The organism is Microvirga sp. HS2, assembly GCF_055792805.1.
In genome coordinates, this window is sequence record NZ_JBVVAJ010000002.1 from 273,441 (window position 1) to 290,762 (window position 17,322).

Here is a 17,322-nt window from a genome sequence, read left to right on the forward strand (position 1 = left end):
CCATGGAAGTCCTGATCTATCTCGTGCCGACGGCCCTGGTTCTAGGCCTTACAGGCTTGGCCGCCTTTCTCTGGTCACTCAGGAGCGGGCAATTCGAAGACGTGGAAGGCGCCGCCGTTCGCGTCCTGAAGGATGACGACCTGAGGCCATGAGCGCATCGTCTGCCATACCGCGGGCGGGGCGGCTCGACTGCCTCTGCGAGCCGATCGATGCCGCCGGCGATGAGCCGGATTACGGCGGCACGGCGCTGCTCGCAGCCGCCTTTGCCTTGTCGGTTCTCTCGCAGGTATTCACCCTGACCATCCTGCCGATCGCGGGCCTCTCCCTCGCCCCGAACGCAGCCTGGGCAACCCTGCCCTATGCGGCGTTCTATGCGGGAGCGGCATTGGCCAGTCTGCCGGCCTCCCTGCTGCTCGACGCCTTCGGCCGCCGGGCCGCCTTTTCCTTGGGTGCCGCGCTGGGCGTCGCCGGTGGTCTGCTCACCGCGTGGTCTCTCCTGCAATGGCAGTTCACGAGTCTGGTGCTGGGAGCGTTGTGGCTCGGCATCGCCAGTGGCTTCAGCCTGTTCTACCGGCATGCGGCAGCACCTCTCGGAGCCAAGGGAACGGGCTCCGTTCTCCTGGTCTTCGGAGCCGCCACCGTGGCGGGTCTTCTTGCCCCGAGCCTTGCGGGCTTCGCTGAAGGTCTTGCCGTTCCTCACACGATGGTGGGCATGGCGGCCGCAGCGGCTCTCGCGCATGTCGGATCACTCGGGGTCACCGCTGTTCTACCCCATCGCCCGGCTCGCCGCATGCGTGCGGAAGCGGCTCCCCGGCTGGGATGGCGGCATATTCTGTGGCCCAGCGCGCTGGGGGCCCTGGCCTGGTTTGCCATGACTGCCCTCATGGGCGCGACCCCGATCGCCATGGTCGGATGCGGCCTGGGCGAGGCCGTTTCGGGCGCCATCGCATGGCACGTGATCGCCATGTACGCCCCATCTCTGGCGCTTGCCGGCATTCCCAAAGCGATCCGCCCCCGCTGGATCGCCATCGGCGGCTGCATCCTGCTCGCTGCAGCAGGTGCCGTCTTTCTGCTGGCTGCCACGACTGGCGCCTTCACTCTCTCGGCGGCCCTTCTCGGCGTAGGCTGGTCGCTCGTGACGATGGGGACGACGCTTTGGATTCATGAACAGGGCGAGCCCTCCCGCTGGCTTCTCGGGCTACACGACGGGACGCTTCTCGGCTCCGCCCTTCTGGGAGCCATCGCAGCGGGTCTCGTCTAAAGCCGCAGCCGTCGCGACAATATACACCTGTATGAACGCTCTTATGCCTGTGCTAGGAACGTCCTAGGAATGGTGACCGTTTTCCCGCTGCCGGTCCTCGTCGGCGGCTGGAAAACTATCCCAGACTGGAGTTTCCTTTGACCGCCTCGGCTTCCCCCCCGACTGTCCCGCAACAGGATATCAGCTTTCAGCTCCTGGTCGACGCCGTGACGGATTATGCCATCTGCATGCTCGATTCCGAGGGCCGGGTCATCAGTTGGAACGCGGGCGCCGAGCACATCTGTGGATGGAGCAGGGACGAAATCCGTGGTCGCCATCTTTCGATCTTTCATACACCGGAAGACCTCGCCAGTGGCAAGGCCGACCAGGCTCTCGAGATTGCGCGCGACAAGGGGCGCTTTGAAGACCAGGGCCTCCGCCTGCGCAAAGACGGGTCGAGCTTTATTGCCCATGTCAGCCTGACTCCGTTGAAGAACGAAGCGGGCGAGCTTCTCGGCTACGCCAAGGTCACCCGGGACATCACCGAACGCGTGGCGGCCGAGGAAGCCCTGAAAACCCGAGAAGCGCATCTGCGCTCGATTCTTGAGACGATTCCGGACGCCATGATCGTCATCGACGAGCAGGCCCTCATTCAGTATTTCAGCGCCGCCGCCGAGAGGCTTTTCGGCTACAGGGCCGACGAGGTCATCGGGGAGAACATCAAGATCCTGATGCCGGATCCCTATCGTGAGCAGCATGACGGCTACATGCACCGCTATCTCACGACGGGCGAGAGGCGCATCATCGGCATCGGCCGGGTCGTGGTGGGACAGAGCAAGGACGGGGCCACCTTTCCGATCGAGCTCGCCGTCGGCGAGATGCGCTCGAGCGGCCAGCGCTATTTCACCGGCTTCATCCGCGACCTCACGGAGCGCCAGAAGACGGAGGCCCGCCTGCAGGAGCTTCAATCCGAACTCGTGCACATGTCCCGCTTCACGGCGCTCGGCGAGATGGCCTCGACCCTGGCTCACGAGATCAACCAGCCGCTCACGGCCATCGCGAATTATCTGAAGGGCTGCCGTCGCATTCTGCAGCGCATGGAAGGCCAGGACGTGCCGATGCTGGAAGGCGCCGTGAACCAGGCAGCCGAGCAGGCGCTGCGGGCGGGCCAGGTCATCCGCCACCTGCGCGAATTCGTGGCGCGCGGCGAGAGCGAACGTCACATCGAGAACCTGCCCAAACTGATCCAGGAAGCGAGCGCTCTCGCGCTGGTGGGGGCTCGCGAAAAGGGCGTGCGCGTCTCATACAAGTTAGACACGAGCGCGCCTCTCGTGCTGGTGGACCGCATTCAGATTCAGCAGGTTCTTCTGAACCTCATCCGCAACGCGATCGAAGCCATGCAGGACGCGCCCAAGCGCGAACTGGTGATCGCCAGCCACGCCTTGCCCAAGGACGGTCTCGTGGAGGTGAGTGTCGGGGACACCGGAACGGGGATCGAGCCCGAGGTTCTGAAGCGTCTGTTCGAGCCATTCGTGACGACGAAGAAACACGGCATGGGCGTCGGCCTGTCGATCTGCCGAACCATCATCGAGTCCCATGGCGGGAAGATCTGGATCGAGTCGGAAGTCGGTCAGGGCACGACCTTCCGATTTACACTACGTGCGGTCAGTCAGGAGGAACTAGCGAATGCCGAGTGAAGCCATTGTGCATGTGGTGGACGATGATCTTGCGGTGCGCCAATCCCTCTCCTTCCTGCTCGCCTCCGACGGTTTGCCGGTGCGCCTCCACGAATCGGCTTCCTCGTTTCTGGACAGCGTGAAGATCGCCTCCGACGGCTGCATCGTCACGGATGTCCGAATGCCCGGCATCGACGGCATCGCGTTCCTGCGGCACCTGAAGAGCCGCGGCTTCACCCTTCCGGTCATCGTCATGACCGGCCACGCGGATGTCCCCCTTGCGGTGGAAGCCATGAAGGAAGGGGCCATCGACTTCATCGAAAAGCCCTTCGACGATGATCTTTTCCTTGCGGCCGTCCGGGCCGCGCTCAGGCACCAGGAAAAGCAAGCGCACCAGGATGCGCAGACCGCGGAAGTGCGGGCGCGCGTCGAGGCCCTGTCCGAGCGGGAGAGCCAGGTTTTGGAGGGCCTCGTCGCCGGCAAGGCCAACAAGGTGATCGCCTACGATCTCGGCATCAGCCCGCGCACCGTGGAGATCTACCGGGCGAACGTGATGACGAAGATGCAGGCTTCCAGCCTGTCGGAGCTTGTCCGCATGGCCCTTCTTGTCGGCGTTCGGCCCGGAACCGGCGAAAGTCCTTAAGGAAGATTCCTGAGCTCGCAGGCAACCCCGGATTGACCCATATCAAGCCCATCACCCCTCTGTTGGATTAGGTTTGATCGAGATCCGAGAGCCAGGGACCCATCAGGACCCCCCAATGTCCATGACACCAGGGCCGGTCATCGTCGTTGATGACGATGCCGCCGTTCGACAATCATTGAAATTCGCCCTCGAGCTCGAGGGGATGGACGTGCGCACCTATGAGAGCGGCGCCGAACTCCTCGCCGAGCCGGAGCTGCCGTCCTCCGGCTGCCTCGTCGTGGACTATTACATGCCGACCATGAACGGTGTCGAGCTGATGGACCGGCTCCACGGGCGGCTGGTCACTCTTCCCGCCATCCTGATCACGGCCCGCATGACGGACGACATGTGCAAGCGCGCGGCCAGTTCCGGGTTCCGCCAGGTGATTGAAAAACCCTTGGAAGACAGCACCTTGCTCGACAGCATCCGGGGCGCCCTGAACACGCCCGCCTGAGCGGCCAAGCTCGCCTCCGGGATATCCCTTAGGAGAGCATCTGAATTTCGCTCACACCGGCCCCAGGGTACTCCTGAGCTCACGTCAACCGAACGACCGACGAGAGCCCCATGCAGACCGCGCACGCTTCCCTCAACACCCAGATTGTCCCGAACGTCGCGCTCCTGCGCACGCCCCCGGCTCCCCGCACCGCTCCCGAACTCGGCACGGCCCGGACAGTGTCCAAGGACGAAGAGATTTTTGCCGAGGGTGACCGGGCTGCCTACTTCTACAAGGTAGTTTCGGGTGCGGTGCGCACCTTCAAGCTCCTGAGCGACGGCCGCCGCCAGATCGACGCCTTTCATCTTCCGGGCGACATCTTCGGCATGGAATTGGGCGATGAGCACCGCTTCAGCGCCGAAGCCCTCGGTGGGGCCATCATTGTCGCATACCGGCGCTGCAGCCTCGAGACCCTGGCCTCGCGAGATCAGGCCTTCGCCAACCAGGTCACCTCATCCGTGATGCGCGCTCTCGAACGGGCCCAGGATCACATGCTCCTGCTCGGCCGCAAGCATGCCCTTGAAAAGATCGCCTCCTTCCTGCTCGTGATGTCCGATCGCCTTGCGGAAGACGGTCATGTCGATCTGCCCATGTCGCGAATCGATATTGCCGATCACCTCGGCCTGACGATCGAGACGGTCTCCCGCTCGCTCACTCAGCTGGAGCGTCAGGGGGTCATCGAACTGCCAGCCCACCGCCGCTCCATCGTGCTACGCGACAAGACGGCTCTCGAACGCCTCGAAGCCTAATTCACCCCGGCAGAGAAGCCTCAGGCCTTGAGCTCGAGGCTCTTTACGTAGCCTTCCGCCCGGCTCTGCACCTCGCGCCATAGGCGCAGCTCGCGCTTCGCATCCGCAAGCGCACGGTGATCGGGACTGCCTTGCCCCTCGTCCCTGCGACGGGCTTCGGCGAGAATCTCCCCCGCATGGTCGCCCAGCGCGTTCTCCGGCATTCCGGCCTTCCGCAGGATCTGCGTGATGGCGTCGAGATGCGCGACATCGGTGTCCTGCAAGCGCAAGGCATGCCGCGGCAGCCCGGCCCCCCGCAGCAGCCTGCTGAGCCACTGGCCATCCCACGAGGGAGCTGTCGCAAAGAGAGCGTGACCCGAGAGCACTTCCAGCATGCGCGTGGCGACGACATCGTGCGGCGTCCCCTGCGCCATGAGCCGCTCCCGCGTGAGATGGTGGGTCGCCTCCGATTCCGCGGACCAGTCGGTCCATGACGGCGCGGGCTTGATGAGGTGGCCCTCCTCCCCTCCGGAGGCGAAGACCCAGCCCACTTCGATCGGATAACTCTCCTTACCGAGCGAGGATGCCTCGAAATCGAGAAAGACGATATCCGGTTGCGTGCTCATCGGATGCGCTCCAGGTGTAATCCGCTCACGAGCCCCATATCCTCAGAACAGAGCTCAAGCGCTGAACCGACCAGCACCCATGGGCGAATCCAACCGCCTCCGGCTCACACGGACGCCGCGGCCCGCATCGGGATGATGTTCTTTGCAAGAGGCTGCGGCTTGTCCAGGAGGGACTGGATCTTCTCTGCGAGATCCGTCGCACGATAAGGCTTGTAGAGGACTTCGACATCCTCGATCGTGTCGTCGCTGTCGACGTAGCCGGTCGTCAGGAGAACCTGAACGGTCGGTTTTTCGCTCCTGATCATGCGTGCGAGGTCGATCCCGCTCAACCCGCCAGGCATGCGGACATCGGACAGAACCAAGCGCACTCGGTCGTTCTCCCTCAGCAAGGCCGCAGCCTCGTCACCCGTCTCGGCCTCGATCACGTCGAAACCGAGAGAGTTCAATGTCGAAATCGCAACGTGTCGGACAGCGGGATTGTCCTCGACGACGAGAACCGTCTGTCCGGCTCCGAATGGAGCCGCGTCGGTCGTCGGCCTGTCGTTCAAGCTCTCCACTTTTCCATGGGCGCGCGGCAGGAAGATGCGGATCGTGGTGCCTTCGCTGGGTGCGCTGTCGATTTCCACATGACCACCCGATTGCTGGACGAAACCATAGACCATGCTGAGGCCGAGCCCCGTTCCCTTGCCACTCTCCTTGGTTGTGAAGAACGGCTCGAAGACACGCTGCAGAATTTCCGGGGGCATGCCGATGCCGGTGTCCTGGACCGAAATCACGACGAACTCACCGGGACGATCGACCTTGCCCTCCTCCAGCATCTGAGTGCCGACGGAAATCGAGAGATTGCCGCCCTCTGGCATGGCGTCGCGGGCGTTGACCGCGAGGTTGACCAAGGCCGCTTCGAGTTGCGCACGGTCGACCTCGATCGGGTAGATGCACTCCTCAAGCTGAAGGCTGACATTGATGCGTTCTCCCAGGGTGCGGCGCATCAACTCCAGCAGGCCGGGCATGAGAGCGCCGACATCGATGACCGACACCTGCAAGGGCTGTCGGCGGGAGAAGGCAAGAAGCCGATGCGTGAGATCGGCACAGCGCTGCGCCCCCTCCATGGCCATCCGCACCCGGGTCTCGGCCTTGGCATTGCCTTTGATCGATCTCTGCAGCAGGTCGAGATTGCCGATCACGACGCTCAGCATGTTGTTGAAGTCGTGAGCAATACCGCCAGTCAGACGTCCCACGGCTTCCAGCTTGCTGGCATGGAGCAGGTTTTGCTCCATCTGCTTGCGCTCGGTGATGTCGAACCACATGCCGAAGAATTCACGTGGCCGCCCGTCGTCATCGTGCATGAGCATGGTCTGGTCGAGGAAAAACCGCTCGCTCCCATCCGCACAGGTCCAGCGATACTCCAGAGTGACGGCGCCTTGAGCCGTCAGCTCCTGGAGCTGGGACAGAACCCGATCCCTGTCATCAGGATGAAGGCGGGACGACCAGAAGTCCGGCTTCCCCAGAAAGTCATTCGGTGAGAACCCGGTGATGCGCTCGATGCTCTCGTTCGTAAAATGCAGCTGCCGGTGGTCTTCCTGAACAGACGCCGTGTAGAGGGCGATGGGAAGAGATTCCAGAACGATGGACTGGTGCTCCTCGCGGCGCCGCAGAGCCTGCTCGGTCTTGAGCTTCTCGCTGCGGACGCGCAGGTTCTCCATGAGAAGGCGCTTTTCCTCCTCTCCCTGCCGGCGGATTTCCTCGGTTTTCCGATAGAGATCGACGAAGACGTCGACCTTCGACTTCAGGATCAGCGGCTCGATCGGCTTGAACACATAATCGACCGCGCCGGCCGAATAGCCGCGGAAGACATGCATATCGTCCTTGTTGAACGCCGTCAGGAACAGGATCGGCACGCGCGAAGAGCGTGGCCGGTTGCGGATGAGATCCGCAACTTCGTAACCGTCGAGGCGAGGCATCTGCACGTCGAGCAGAATCGCCGCGAAGTCGTGCTTGAGAACATGCCGTAGAGCAGCTTCGCCACAATCGGCCTTGATGATCTCGATCCCGGGCCCGCGAAGGATCTCCTCGACAGCGACGAGATTCCGGAGGTCGTCGTCGACCACCAGAATCTTCGCCGGCACAGGATGGGACATGGCGTGCCCGGAAAGCTGACGCTTCAGGTCAGTTCCGGGATCGCCCTGTCCATAACGTTCCATCATGTCACCGAGCCAGTCTCTGCTGCACCGTTCGGGTGCGTCTTACCCTCAGGTACATAAGTGCTTCGACTGAGTTGAACGCGCAAGACGGCGAGAAGTTGATCGATGTCCACAGGTTTCGAGACATAGTCCGTCGCGCCAGCTTCCAGACACTTCTCTCTGTCACCCTTCATGGCCTTTGCCGTGACGGCGATGAGCGGAATGTCGCGGTAACGCGGATCCTTCCGGATTTCCTGCATCGTCTCGTAGCCGTCCATCTCCGGCATCATGATGTCGACAAGAGCGATGTCCACATCCGGAGTTTCTTTCAGCTTCTCGATTCCCTCGAGGCCGTTTTCCGCGAAGATGACCGTAAGGCCATACTGCTCGAGGGCGCTCGTCAACGAGAAGATGTTGCGCATATCGTCATCGATGATCAGCACCTTTCGCCCTTCGAGCGTCGCTTCGCTCTTTGGCTCGACGAGGATCTGGTTCTCCTCCGGGATCGCGCTGATGGAGCGATGCAGGAACAGGGCGGTGTCATTGAGGAGCCGCTCCGAGGATCCCTCGCCTTTCAGGATCACCGTCGCGGCGATCTGTTCGAGGCGCCGCTCCTCGGCCCTGCTCAGGTCCTGCCCGGTATAGATAACGATCGGAAGCTCCTCGCCTCCCTTCGTCCTGCGGATGCGCTCGATGAGTTCCGCGCCCGGAAGGTCCGGCAATCCGAGGTCGACCACCGCGCAATCGAATTGTCGCGCCTGGATGGTTTCCAGCGCTTCCTCAGCGGTGGCCACAGCCGTGATGTCCACCTCCTCTCCCTTCATCAACTCGGAGATGCTCATGCGCTGGTTGGCGTCGTCCTCGACGAGGATCAGCTTCTTCACGGGCCTATCGATGAAGTCCTTCGTGCGGTTGAGGGCCGTCATCAGGGATTCGCGATCGACGGGCTTTTCAAGGAAGCCGAAGGCGCCGGCTTTCAGACCCCGCTTCTTCTGATCATCCACCGAGATGACATGAATGGGCACATGGCGGGTCCGCGGGTCGTGCTTGAGGAGATCGAGCAATGCCCAACCATCCATATCGGGCAGACCGATGTCCAAGGTGATTGCATGTGGCTTGTAACGATGCGCCAAGGCAAGAGCCGCGGCACCGTCCATGGCGATCAGCCCCTTGAAACCCTGCTCGCGCGCGAGTTCGAGAAGGACCGATGCGAACATCGCGTCGTCCTCGATGATCAGGACGACACGATCTCCTGATATGATCGCATGCCTGTCGTCGAGCGATGCCGAGAGCGCCATGGGGGCGGAGGGCTGACGCAGGATGGCCGATGGGACGTCGTCGGATGCTCCGGCAGCGGTTCCGTTGCCATTGGTCCGCGCGCCCGATGACTGGCTTGGAACGCTGTGATTGGCAGGCGGCTCGAGGGGGAGGAACAGAGTGAAGGTCGAGCCCTGTCCCGGTGCGCTCGCAACGACGATCTCGCCGCCCAGCAGACGGGCGATCTCGCGGCTGATCGACAGGCCGAGTCCTGTCCCGCCATATTTGCGGCTCGTCGTGCCGTCCGCTTGCTGGAATGCCTCGAAGATGATGCGCTGCTTGTCCTCCGGGATACCGATGCCGGTATCCGTGACGGCAACCGAGATCCACTGACTGCCGGCCCGCAGAGGCGATCCTTCGGCGGAGCCGATCTTGAGCCTTACCCCGCCCTTCTCAGTGAACTTGAAGGCATTGGAAAGAAGATTGCGCAAGACCTGCTGCAGCCTCTTCGAATCCGTGCGGATCGTAGCGGGAAGTTTCTCATCGATATCGATATGGAAATCGAGCTTCCGCTCCTCGGCGATCTGCCGGAAGGTGCGTTCCATGTGGTTGGCGAGGTCCCTGAAGCCCACTTTCGTCACTTCAAGGCTCACGGTTCCCGACTCGATCTTCGAGAGGTCGAGAATGTCGTTGATGAGAGAGAGCAGATCGGAGCCCGCCGCGTGAATTGTCTTGGCGAATTCCCTCTGCTTGTCGCTGAGATTGCCTTCCGGATTTTCGGTCAGGAGCTTCGAGAGGATCAGAAGCGAGTTGAGCGGGGTTCTCAGTTCGTGGCTCATATTGGCCAGGAACTGGGACTTGTAGCGTGAGGTCAGCGACAGCTGCTCGGCCTTCTCCTCCAGGGCGGTCTTGGCCATGGAGACTTCCCGATTCTTATCCTCGACCTCCTGCTTCTGGAGTTCGAGCAGCCGCGCCTTGTCCTCAAGCTCCTCGTTGGACTGCTGAAGGGCCTCCTGCTGCTGGCGCAGGAGCTCCTCCGACTGCCGAAGGGTCGCAGCCTGCTGCTCCAGACGATCGTTGGTGTTCTTCAACTCCTCCTGCTGGCTCTGCAGCTCGATGGTCAGAAGCTGCGACTGCTTGAGCAGCCCCTCCGTCCGCATGTTCGCGGCGATGGTATTGAGGACGATGCCGATCGACTCGGTCAGCTGATCGAGGAACGACTGATGCGTTTCCGAGAAGCGGCTGAAGGAGGCAAGCTCGATGACGGCCTTGACCTCCTGCTCGAACAGAACCGGAAGAACGATGATGTTGAGCGGCGGAGCCTCACCGAGAGCGGAGCTGATGGTAATATAGTCGCTCGGGGCATTTCCAATGAGAATGCGCTTCTTCTCGTAAGCCACCTGGCCGACGAGGCCTTCCTTCAGGCGGAAGCGGTTGTTGAGATGCTTGCGCTGCGTGAAGGCATAGGAGGCGACGAGTTCGAGGATCGGCTCGTTGTCTTCGGAGTTGACGGTGTAAAACACGCCGTGCTGGGCATTCACCAGCGGAGCGATTTCCGAAAGGATCATGTTGGACACGGTCGTGAGATCGCGCTCGCCTTGAAGCATGCGGGTGAACTTGGCGAGGTTGGTCTTGAGCCAGTCCTGCTCCGCATTCTTGAGCGTCGTGTCCCGCAGGTTGCGGATCATCTCGTTGACGTTGTCCTTGAGGGACGCCAGCTCGCCGGAAGCCTCCACCGAGATCGACCGGGTCAGGTCGCCCTTCGTCACGGCAGTGGCCACGTCCGCGATGGCGCGCACCTGCGTTGTGAGGTTCGCGGCCAGCTGGTTCACGTTGTCGGTCAGGTCACGCCACAGGCCGGCAGCACCCGGCACCCTTGCCTGGCCGCCGAGCTTGCCTTCGACGCCCACCTCGCGGGCCACGTTCGTCACCTGATCGGCGAAGGTCGCCAGCGTGTCGATCATCTCGTTGATCGTATCCGCGAGAGCGGCGATTTCGCCCTTTGCATCCACCGCGAGCTTGCGCTTGAGGTCGCCTTCCGCAACCGCCGTCACGACGCTGGCGATACCGCGCACCTGGCTGGTGAGGTTGTTCGCCATCATGTTCACGTTGTCGGTCAGGTCCTTCCAGGTGCCCGCCACGCCGCGCACCTGCGCCTGCCCGCCGAGCTTGCCCTCGATGCCCACCTCGCGCGCCACGCGCGTCACCTCCGAGGCAAAGGAATTGAGCTGGTCCACCATCGTGTTGATAGTCGATTTCAGCTCGAGGATCTCACCACGGACATCGACCGTGATCTTCTTCGAGAGGTCGCCGTTCGCGACGGCCGTCGTCACCTCGGCGATATTGCGCACCTGGCCGGTCAGATTGGCCGCCATCATGTTCACGTTCTCGGTGAGATCGCGCCAGACGCCGCCGACGCCGCGCACCTGCGCTTGCCCACCGAGCTTGCCCTCGGTGCCCACCTCGCGCGCCACGCGCGTCACCTCGCCGGCAAACGAGTTGAGCTGGTCCACCATCGTGTTGATGGTGTTCTTCAACTCCAGGATCTCGCCCCTCACCTCTACGGTGATCTTCTTGGACAGGTCACCCATGGCGACCGCGGTGGTGACTTCCGCGATGTTACGCACCTGGCCCGTCAGGTTCGCAGCCATGAGGTTCACGTTGTCGGTGAGGTCCTTCCAGGTCCCCGCCACGCCTTCCACACGGGCCTGGCCGCCGAGCTTGCCTTCGGAGCCCACCTCGCGCGCCACGCGCGTCACCTCGCCGGCAAACGAGTTGAGCTGGTCCACCATGGTGTTGATGGTATTCTTCAGTTCGAGAATTTCGCCGCGGACCTCAACCGTGATCTTCTTGGACAGGTCGCCGTTTGCGACGGCAGTGGTGACCTCGGCGATGTTACGTACCTGACCGGTCAGATTGGCGGCCATGAGGTTCACGTTCTCGGTCAGGTCCTTCCAGGTGCCCGCCACGCCGCGCACCTGCGCCTGGCCGCCGAGCTTTCCTTCTGAGCCCACCTCGCGCGCCACGCGCGTCACTTCCGAGGCAAACGAGTTGAGCTGGTCCACCATCGTGTTGATGGTGTTCTTCAACTCCAGGATCTCGCCCCTCACCTCCACGGTGATCTTCTTCGAGAGGTCGCCGTTCGCGACGGCCGTCGTCACCTCGGCGATATTGCGCACCTGGCCGGTCAGATTGGCCGCCATCATGTTCACGTTCTCGGTGAGATCGCGCCAGACGCCGCCGACGCCCTCCACCTGCGCCTGCCCGCCGAGTTTGCCCTCGGTGCCCACCTCGCGCGCCACGCGCGTCACTTCCGAGGCAAACGAGTTGAGCTGGTCCACCATCGTGTTGATGGTCGATTTCAGCGCCAGAATCTCGCCTTTGACATCTACGGTGATCTTCTTGGACAGGTCGCCTCTCGCGACCGCGGTCGTCACCTCGGCGATGTTACGCACCTGACCGGTCAGGTTCGCCGCCATCATGTTCACGTTGTCCGTCAGGTCCTTCCAGACGCCGCCGACGCCGCGCACCTGCGCCTGTCCGCCGAGTTTGCCCTCGGTGCCCACCTCGCGCGCCACGCGCGTCACCTCGCCGGCAAACGAGTTGAGCTGGTCCACCATCGTGTTGATGGTGTCCTTCAGCTCGAGGATTTCGCCCCTCACCTCCACGGTGATCTTCTTGGACAGGTCGCCCATGGCGACCGCGGTGGTGACTTCCGCGATGTTACGCACCTGGCCCGTTAGATTGGCGGCCATGAGGTTCACGTTGTCGGTGAGGTCCTTCCAGGTCCCCGCCACGCCCTTCACCTTGGCTTGGCCGCCGAGCTTGCCCTCAGAGCCCACCTCGCGCGCCACGCGCGTCACTTCGGAGGCGAAGCTGCCGAGCTGGCCCACCATCGTGTTGACCACTTTGCCGATCCGCAGGAACTCGCCGCGCAGGGGGCGCCCCTCCGTTTCCAGCTCGATCGTCTGGCTGAGGTCGCCCTTGGCCACGGCGCCGATCACGCGAGCGACCTCGACGGTCGGCTGCACGATGTCGCCGATCATGGCGTTCACGGAATTGACGCACTCGCTCCAGCAGCCTGTCGCCCCGTCCAGCTGGCCGCGCTCGCTGATGCGGCCCTCCTTGCCGACCACCTTCGCAACGCGGTCGAGCTCCTTGGCAAGCCCCTGGTTGAGATCCGCAATATCGTTGAAAGCCTCAGCGATCTCTCCGTCGATCCCGATCAAGTCGGATGGGAGGCGAGCTGAGAAGTCGCCTTTCCGGAAAGCGCGCAGGACTTTGAGCAGCAGCCTGGGATCAAGCTGCGATGTGGCAGATTCGACTTGTGGCATTTAGCCCCCCGTAACACCGTTCCGGGCAACTGGCCCGGATCCCCTTGCTGTACGGACATACCGACGGGTGTTCTCACCGCTCTGGACGGACGCCGACCATCAACAACGTAGGACCTGAAAAAAAGTTCCAAGGAGGAGGAGTGTTTTCCGCCTTTTCGGAACACGTTCGAACATCGGCTAACGCCTTATCGGCAACTCTGAATTTCAAGACCGGAAGACCTCGACTTGTGGTCGCTCAAGCCTGCAATCCGAGCCCGGCGTCCCAAGGGGGATTGGATCCGAACCGCCGCGCGAGGAAGTCCACGAACGCGCGCACCTTGGCGGGAGGATGACGGTCGGCCGGATAGACGGCAAAGATGCCTGGCAGATCGAGAGGCGGATGATCGAGGGTCAGCGCGATCAGCCGCCCCTCGCGCAGATCATGGCTCGTGATGAAGGTCGGCTGATAGACGAGCCCCTGCCCTGCCACGGCGGCGGCCACCAGCGCATCGCCGTTGCTGATGCGAAGATTGCCCCTGACCGGCACCTTTATCTTGCCGTCGGCGCCGAAAGCCCATTCGTCCGGTCCGACGCCCTGCGAAAGAGTGTAGCCCAGACAATTGTGCTGCCCGAGATCCGCGACTTTCATGGGGGTTCCTCTCTCGGCAAGATAGGCCGGAGAGGCGCAAACCACGAGGCGGCACGGCGCGATCTTACGGGCGATCATGGTCGAATCCCGCATCCGTCCGATCCGTATCGCCATATCCCAGCCCTCCTCGATCAGATCGACGAAACGATCGTTCAAGCCAAGATCGACCGTCACGGCGGGGTGGAGACGCGCGAATTCGGCCATGAGGGGCGCGACCTCCCGGATCCCGAAGGACAGGGGAGCATTCACCCTCAGCACACCCCGCACCTCGACGCGCTCCGCCGAGGCTGCGGCATCGGCCTCCTCGACCTCCGCGAGAATGCGCTCCACGCTCTCGAGATAGCGTCGGCCGGCTTCGGTGAGGGTCAGCCGCCGGGTTGTTCGGTGCAGAAGCTTGACGCCCAGACGCTCCTCGATGGCGCCGACATGTTTCGTCGCCATGGTCTGTGAGATGCCAAGCGAGCGAGCGGCCGCGGACAGGCTGCCGAGGGTCGCTGCCCGCATGAAAATCTGCATTCCGGTGATGCGGTCGAGCATAGAGCTCACTCCTGAACAGTGAGGTTTTGACCTGTTCGACCTGGATTATCAATGCACGGGATGAAGCGATGGCAAGCCGGGAGCGGAGTGTCGGATTGAAAATGCATGTTCCGGCCTACAAGTTTTCCGTGGCTATAGGCAGGAATGAATTTCACATCTATATAGAATAGAAAACTTATTATACATAAGGAATATGTTAAATGGCTGCTCGCGGAGCCCTCGACCTGATCGGTCGGACCCCTCTCATGGAGGTGACAAGCCTCGATATGGGTCTCTGCAGTCTGTTCCTGAAGCTCGAGAGCGCCAATCCGAGCGGCTCCATCAAGGACCGTCCCGCCCGTGCCATGATCGAGGCTGCGGAAAGAGCCGGCAGCCTGAAGGCCGGCGGCACCATCGTCGAGGCGACGGCGGGCAATACCGGCGTAGGTCTCGCCCTGGTGGGCGCCAGCAAGGGCTACCACACGCTCCTGGTTGTTCCGGACAAGATGTCCCGCGAGAAGGTGCTGCATGCGAAGGCCCTCGGCGCGGAGGTCGTCATCACGCGCTCTGATGTCGGCAAGGGACACCCCGACTACTATCAGGATCTCGCCCTTGAGATCACCCGCAAGACCCCCGGCGCCGTTTACATCAATCAGTTCGAAAACCCCGCGAACCCGGCCGCGCACGAAGCCAGCACCGGCCCTGAGATCCTCGAAGGGATGAACGGGGATGTGGACGCGGTCGTGGTCGGTGTCGGCTCCGGCGGCACGCTGACCGGCATCGGGCGCTATCTCAAGAAGGCCTCTCCCAAGACGGCGATGGTTCTGGCCGATCCGGCCGGCTCGATCCTCGCGCCGCTCGTCGAGACGGGAGAGATGACGGAGGCCGGTTCCTGGGCCGTCGAAGGTATCGGCGAGGATTTCGTACCGCCGAACTGCGATCTCTCCCTGGTGAAGAAGGCTTATTCCATCAGCGACAAGGAGAGCTTCTCGGCGGCCCGCGAACTGCTCCGCAAGGAGGGAATCCTCGCCGGCTCATCCTCCGGCACCTTGCTCGCCGCCGCGTTGCGCTATTGCCGCGCGCAGAGCGAGGCGAAACGCGTGGTCACGCTCGTCTGCGACACGGGCGCCAAGTACCTGTCGAAGGTCTTCAACGATGCCTTCATGGCGCAGGAGGGCTGGCTCGACCGCAAGCCCACCGGCACCGCACGCGACGTGGTCATCAACCCCTTCGGCGAGGGCGCGACGATCTTCGTCTCTCCCCATGAGACGCTTCGCTCCGCCTTCGCGCGCATGCGCTCCTCCGACATCTCGCAACTGCCTGTGATCGAGGACGGGCGCGTCGTCGGCCTCGTCGACGAAAGCGACATTCTCGACGCTCTGGTGGCGAATGAACACGATCCGCAAGGCGTCTTCAACAAGCCGGTGCGGGAGATCATGGTCACGCGCCTCCAGACGGTCTCCGCCCAGGCGCCTGTGAAGGATCTCCTGCCGCTCTTTGCTGCCGGCCTCGTGCCGGTCATCATGGACGGCGACAATTTCGTCGGCCTCGCCACCCGCATCGACCTCATCAACTTCTTCCGGATTCAAGCCTGATGACCACTCGCAACCACCTCGCCTTCGCCACCCGTTGCATCCATGCGGGCCAGTCACCCGATCCGACGACGGGCGCGGTGATGATGCCGATCTATGCGACCTCGACCTTTGCGCAGGAGAGCCCCGGCGTCCACAAGGGCTTCGAGTACGCGCGCTCGCAGAACCCCACCCGGATGGCCTTCGAGCGCTGCATCGCAGACCTTGAGGGCGGCTCCGCCGCCTTCGCCTTCTCGTCGGGCCTGGCTGCGAGCGCCACGGTGCTCGACATGCTGGAGAGCGGCTCTCACATCGTCGCATCGGACGATCTCTACGGCGGAACGCGCCGGCTTTTCGAGAAGGTGCGCAAGCAATCGGCAGGCCTCGACATCACCTACGTCGATCTCGGCGACACGGATGCGGTGAAAGCGGCCTTGCGGCCCAACACCCGCCTCGTCTGGGTCGAAACACCGACGAACCCTCTCCTGAAGCTCGCGGATCTCGAAGCCATCGCGCAGGCGACGCGCGGACACGGCACCCTTCTGGTCGCCGACAACACCTTCGCGAGCCCCTGGGTGCAGCGTCCGCTGGAATTCGGCTTCGACATCGTCGTCCACTCCACGACCAAGTATCTCAACGGGCATTCCGACATGGTCGGTGGCGTCGTGGTGGTCGGCCAGAACCAGGAGGTCCGCGAAAAGATCGCGTTCCTTCAGAATGCCGTCGGCTCGATCTCCGGTCCGTTCGACAGCTTCCTCGCCCTTCGCGGCCTGAAGACCCTGTCGCTGCGCATGGAAAGGCACTGCACATCAGCCTTGAAGATCGCCGAGTTCCTGGAGGCGCATCCCCAGGTGGACGGCGTGATTTATCCGGGCCTCGCGTCCCACCCGCAGCATGAGCTGGCGAAGCGCCAGATGCGCGGCTTCGGCGGCATCATCACGGCCCGCATCAAAGGCGGCCTCGATGGCGCGACGCGCTTCCTGGAGCGCTGCCAGCTCTTCACGCTGGCCGAGAGCCTGGGCGGCGTGGAGAGCCTGATCGAACACCCGGCGATCATGACCCACGCCTCCGTGCCTCCGGAAGTGCGCGCGGAGCTCGGAATCGATGACGGCTTGGTTCGCCTGTCGGTCGGCATCGAGGACGCGGACGACCTGATCCAGGACCTGCGCTCGGCTCTTGCGTAAGCGGAGTTTCATTCGAGGAAGGCGCGGTAAGCGCCCGACGCTCCGTCCGCAGACCCCGCTCCTTCCTGTCGTGGCCGGGCTGGTCCCGGCCATCCACGTCTTGGAAATGCAGAGCAGGTGAAAGACGTGGGTGCCCGCAACAAGTGCGGGCATGACGGAGAGTGGCCGGGAATGACGATTGCGCACCGTCATGGCCGTACCCACGCA

At 62.9% G+C, this 17,322-nt stretch carries 12 protein-coding genes; 8 read left to right on the top strand and 4 right to left on the bottom strand.

Annotation, left to right across the window (positions count from 1 at the left end):
- The first annotated feature begins 2 nt into the window (after window positions 1-2).
- The 6 genes from ccoS to ACS5Q0_RS03735 all read left to right on the top strand — a co-directional run bounded on the left by ccoS (window position 3) and on the right by ACS5Q0_RS03735 (window position 4,840).
- Window positions 3-152 (top strand): cbb3-type cytochrome oxidase assembly protein CcoS, encoded by a 150-nt coding sequence (gene ccoS, locus ACS5Q0_RS03710; protein WP_473125247.1) that lies wholly within the window; start codon window positions 3-5, stop codon window positions 150-152.
- A complete protein-coding gene (locus tag ACS5Q0_RS03715; RefSeq protein WP_473125248.1) occupies window positions 149-1,261 on the top strand; it encodes an MFS transporter in 1,113 nt (370 codons plus the stop codon). Before ccoS ends, ACS5Q0_RS03715 begins: the two co-directional genes overlap by 4 nt.
- Before the next feature lie 137 nt (window positions 1,262-1,398).
- Entirely contained in the window at window positions 1,399-2,937 is a 1,539-nt protein-coding gene (locus tag ACS5Q0_RS03720; protein ID WP_473125249.1) for a PAS domain-containing sensor histidine kinase, read from the top strand.
- Window positions 2,927-3,559, top strand: a complete 633-nt coding sequence (fixJ, locus tag ACS5Q0_RS03725; RefSeq protein WP_473125250.1) for a response regulator FixJ — start codon at window positions 2,927-2,929, stop codon at window positions 3,557-3,559. The genes ACS5Q0_RS03720 and fixJ overlap by 11 nt, the downstream gene beginning before the upstream one ends.
- 115 nt (window positions 3,560-3,674) lie before the next feature.
- On the top strand, window positions 3,675-4,052 hold the full coding sequence (locus ACS5Q0_RS03730; protein WP_473125251.1) for a response regulator transcription factor: 378 nt from the start codon (window positions 3,675-3,677) through the stop codon (window positions 4,050-4,052).
- Between the two features lie 110 nt (window positions 4,053-4,162).
- Window positions 4,163-4,840, top strand: a complete 678-nt coding sequence (locus ACS5Q0_RS03735; protein ID WP_473125252.1) for a helix-turn-helix domain-containing protein — start codon at window positions 4,163-4,165, stop codon at window positions 4,838-4,840.
- Between the two features lie 20 nt (window positions 4,841-4,860).
- Here the strand turns inward: ACS5Q0_RS03735 and ACS5Q0_RS03740 are convergent, their stop codons facing one another.
- The 4 genes from ACS5Q0_RS03740 to ACS5Q0_RS03755 all read right to left on the bottom strand — a co-directional run bounded on the left by ACS5Q0_RS03740 (window position 4,861) and on the right by ACS5Q0_RS03755 (window position 14,381).
- Window positions 4,861-5,445 carry a 3'-5' exonuclease gene (locus ACS5Q0_RS03740; RefSeq protein WP_473125253.1) on the bottom strand — a complete coding sequence of 195 codons (585 nt, stop codon included), beginning with the start codon at window positions 5,443-5,445 and terminating at the stop codon, window positions 4,861-4,863.
- A 104-nt stretch (window positions 5,446-5,549) separates the two neighbouring features.
- Window positions 5,550-7,649, bottom strand: a complete 2,100-nt coding sequence (locus ACS5Q0_RS03745; protein ID WP_473125254.1) for a response regulator — start codon at window positions 7,647-7,649, stop codon at window positions 5,550-5,552.
- Window positions 7,646-13,216 carry a HAMP domain-containing protein gene (locus ACS5Q0_RS03750; protein ID WP_473125255.1) on the bottom strand — a complete coding sequence of 1,857 codons (5,571 nt, stop codon included), beginning with the start codon at window positions 13,214-13,216 and terminating at the stop codon, window positions 7,646-7,648. The genes ACS5Q0_RS03745 and ACS5Q0_RS03750 overlap by 4 nt, the downstream gene beginning before the upstream one ends.
- 235 nt (window positions 13,217-13,451) lie before the next feature.
- Entirely contained in the window at window positions 13,452-14,381 is a 930-nt protein-coding gene (locus tag ACS5Q0_RS03755; protein WP_473125256.1) for a LysR family transcriptional regulator, read from the bottom strand.
- 200 nt (window positions 14,382-14,581) lie between these two features.
- On the opposite strand from ACS5Q0_RS03755, the gene ACS5Q0_RS03760 reads away from it, so the two are divergent.
- Both ACS5Q0_RS03760 and ACS5Q0_RS03765 read left to right on the top strand, forming a co-directional pair.
- Window positions 14,582-15,955 carry a pyridoxal-phosphate dependent enzyme gene (locus tag ACS5Q0_RS03760; protein ID WP_473125257.1) on the top strand — a complete coding sequence of 458 codons (1,374 nt, stop codon included), beginning with the start codon at window positions 14,582-14,584 and terminating at the stop codon, window positions 15,953-15,955.
- Window positions 15,955-17,115: a cystathionine gamma-synthase gene (locus tag ACS5Q0_RS03765; RefSeq protein ID WP_473125258.1), complete on the top strand. Its 1,161-nt coding sequence runs from the start codon at window positions 15,955-15,957 to the stop codon at window positions 17,113-17,115. Before ACS5Q0_RS03760 ends, ACS5Q0_RS03765 begins: the two co-directional genes overlap by 1 nt.
- Window positions 17,116-17,322 lie beyond the last annotated feature (207 nt).

Coding starts and splice junctions, on each gene's coding strand:
- ccoS (WP_473125247.1), top strand. CDS start 3: ATGGAAGTCCTGATCTATCTCGTGCCGACGGCCCTGGTTCTAGGCCTT.
- ACS5Q0_RS03715 (WP_473125248.1), top strand. CDS start 149: ATGAGCGCATCGTCTGCCATACCGCGGGCGGGGCGGCTCGACTGCCTC.
- fixJ (WP_473125250.1), top strand. CDS start 2,927: ATGCCGAGTGAAGCCATTGTGCATGTGGTGGACGATGATCTTGCGGTG.
- ACS5Q0_RS03730 (WP_473125251.1), top strand. CDS start 3,675: ATGTCCATGACACCAGGGCCGGTCATCGTCGTTGATGACGATGCCGCC.
- ACS5Q0_RS03735 (WP_473125252.1), top strand. CDS start 4,163: ATGCAGACCGCGCACGCTTCCCTCAACACCCAGATTGTCCCGAACGTC.
- ACS5Q0_RS03740 (WP_473125253.1), bottom strand. CDS start 5,445: ATGAGCACGCAACCGGATATCGTCTTTCTCGATTTCGAGGCATCCTCG.
- ACS5Q0_RS03745 (WP_473125254.1), bottom strand. CDS start 7,649: ATGATGGAACGTTATGGACAGGGCGATCCCGGAACTGACCTGAAGCGT.
- ACS5Q0_RS03750 (WP_473125255.1), bottom strand. CDS start 13,216: ATGCCACAAGTCGAATCTGCCACATCGCAGCTTGATCCCAGGCTGCTG.
- ACS5Q0_RS03755 (WP_473125256.1), bottom strand. CDS start 14,381: ATGCTCGACCGCATCACCGGAATGCAGATTTTCATGCGGGCAGCGACC.
- ACS5Q0_RS03760 (WP_473125257.1), top strand. CDS start 14,582: ATGGCTGCTCGCGGAGCCCTCGACCTGATCGGTCGGACCCCTCTCATG.
- ACS5Q0_RS03765 (WP_473125258.1), top strand. CDS start 15,955: ATGACCACTCGCAACCACCTCGCCTTCGCCACCCGTTGCATCCATGCG.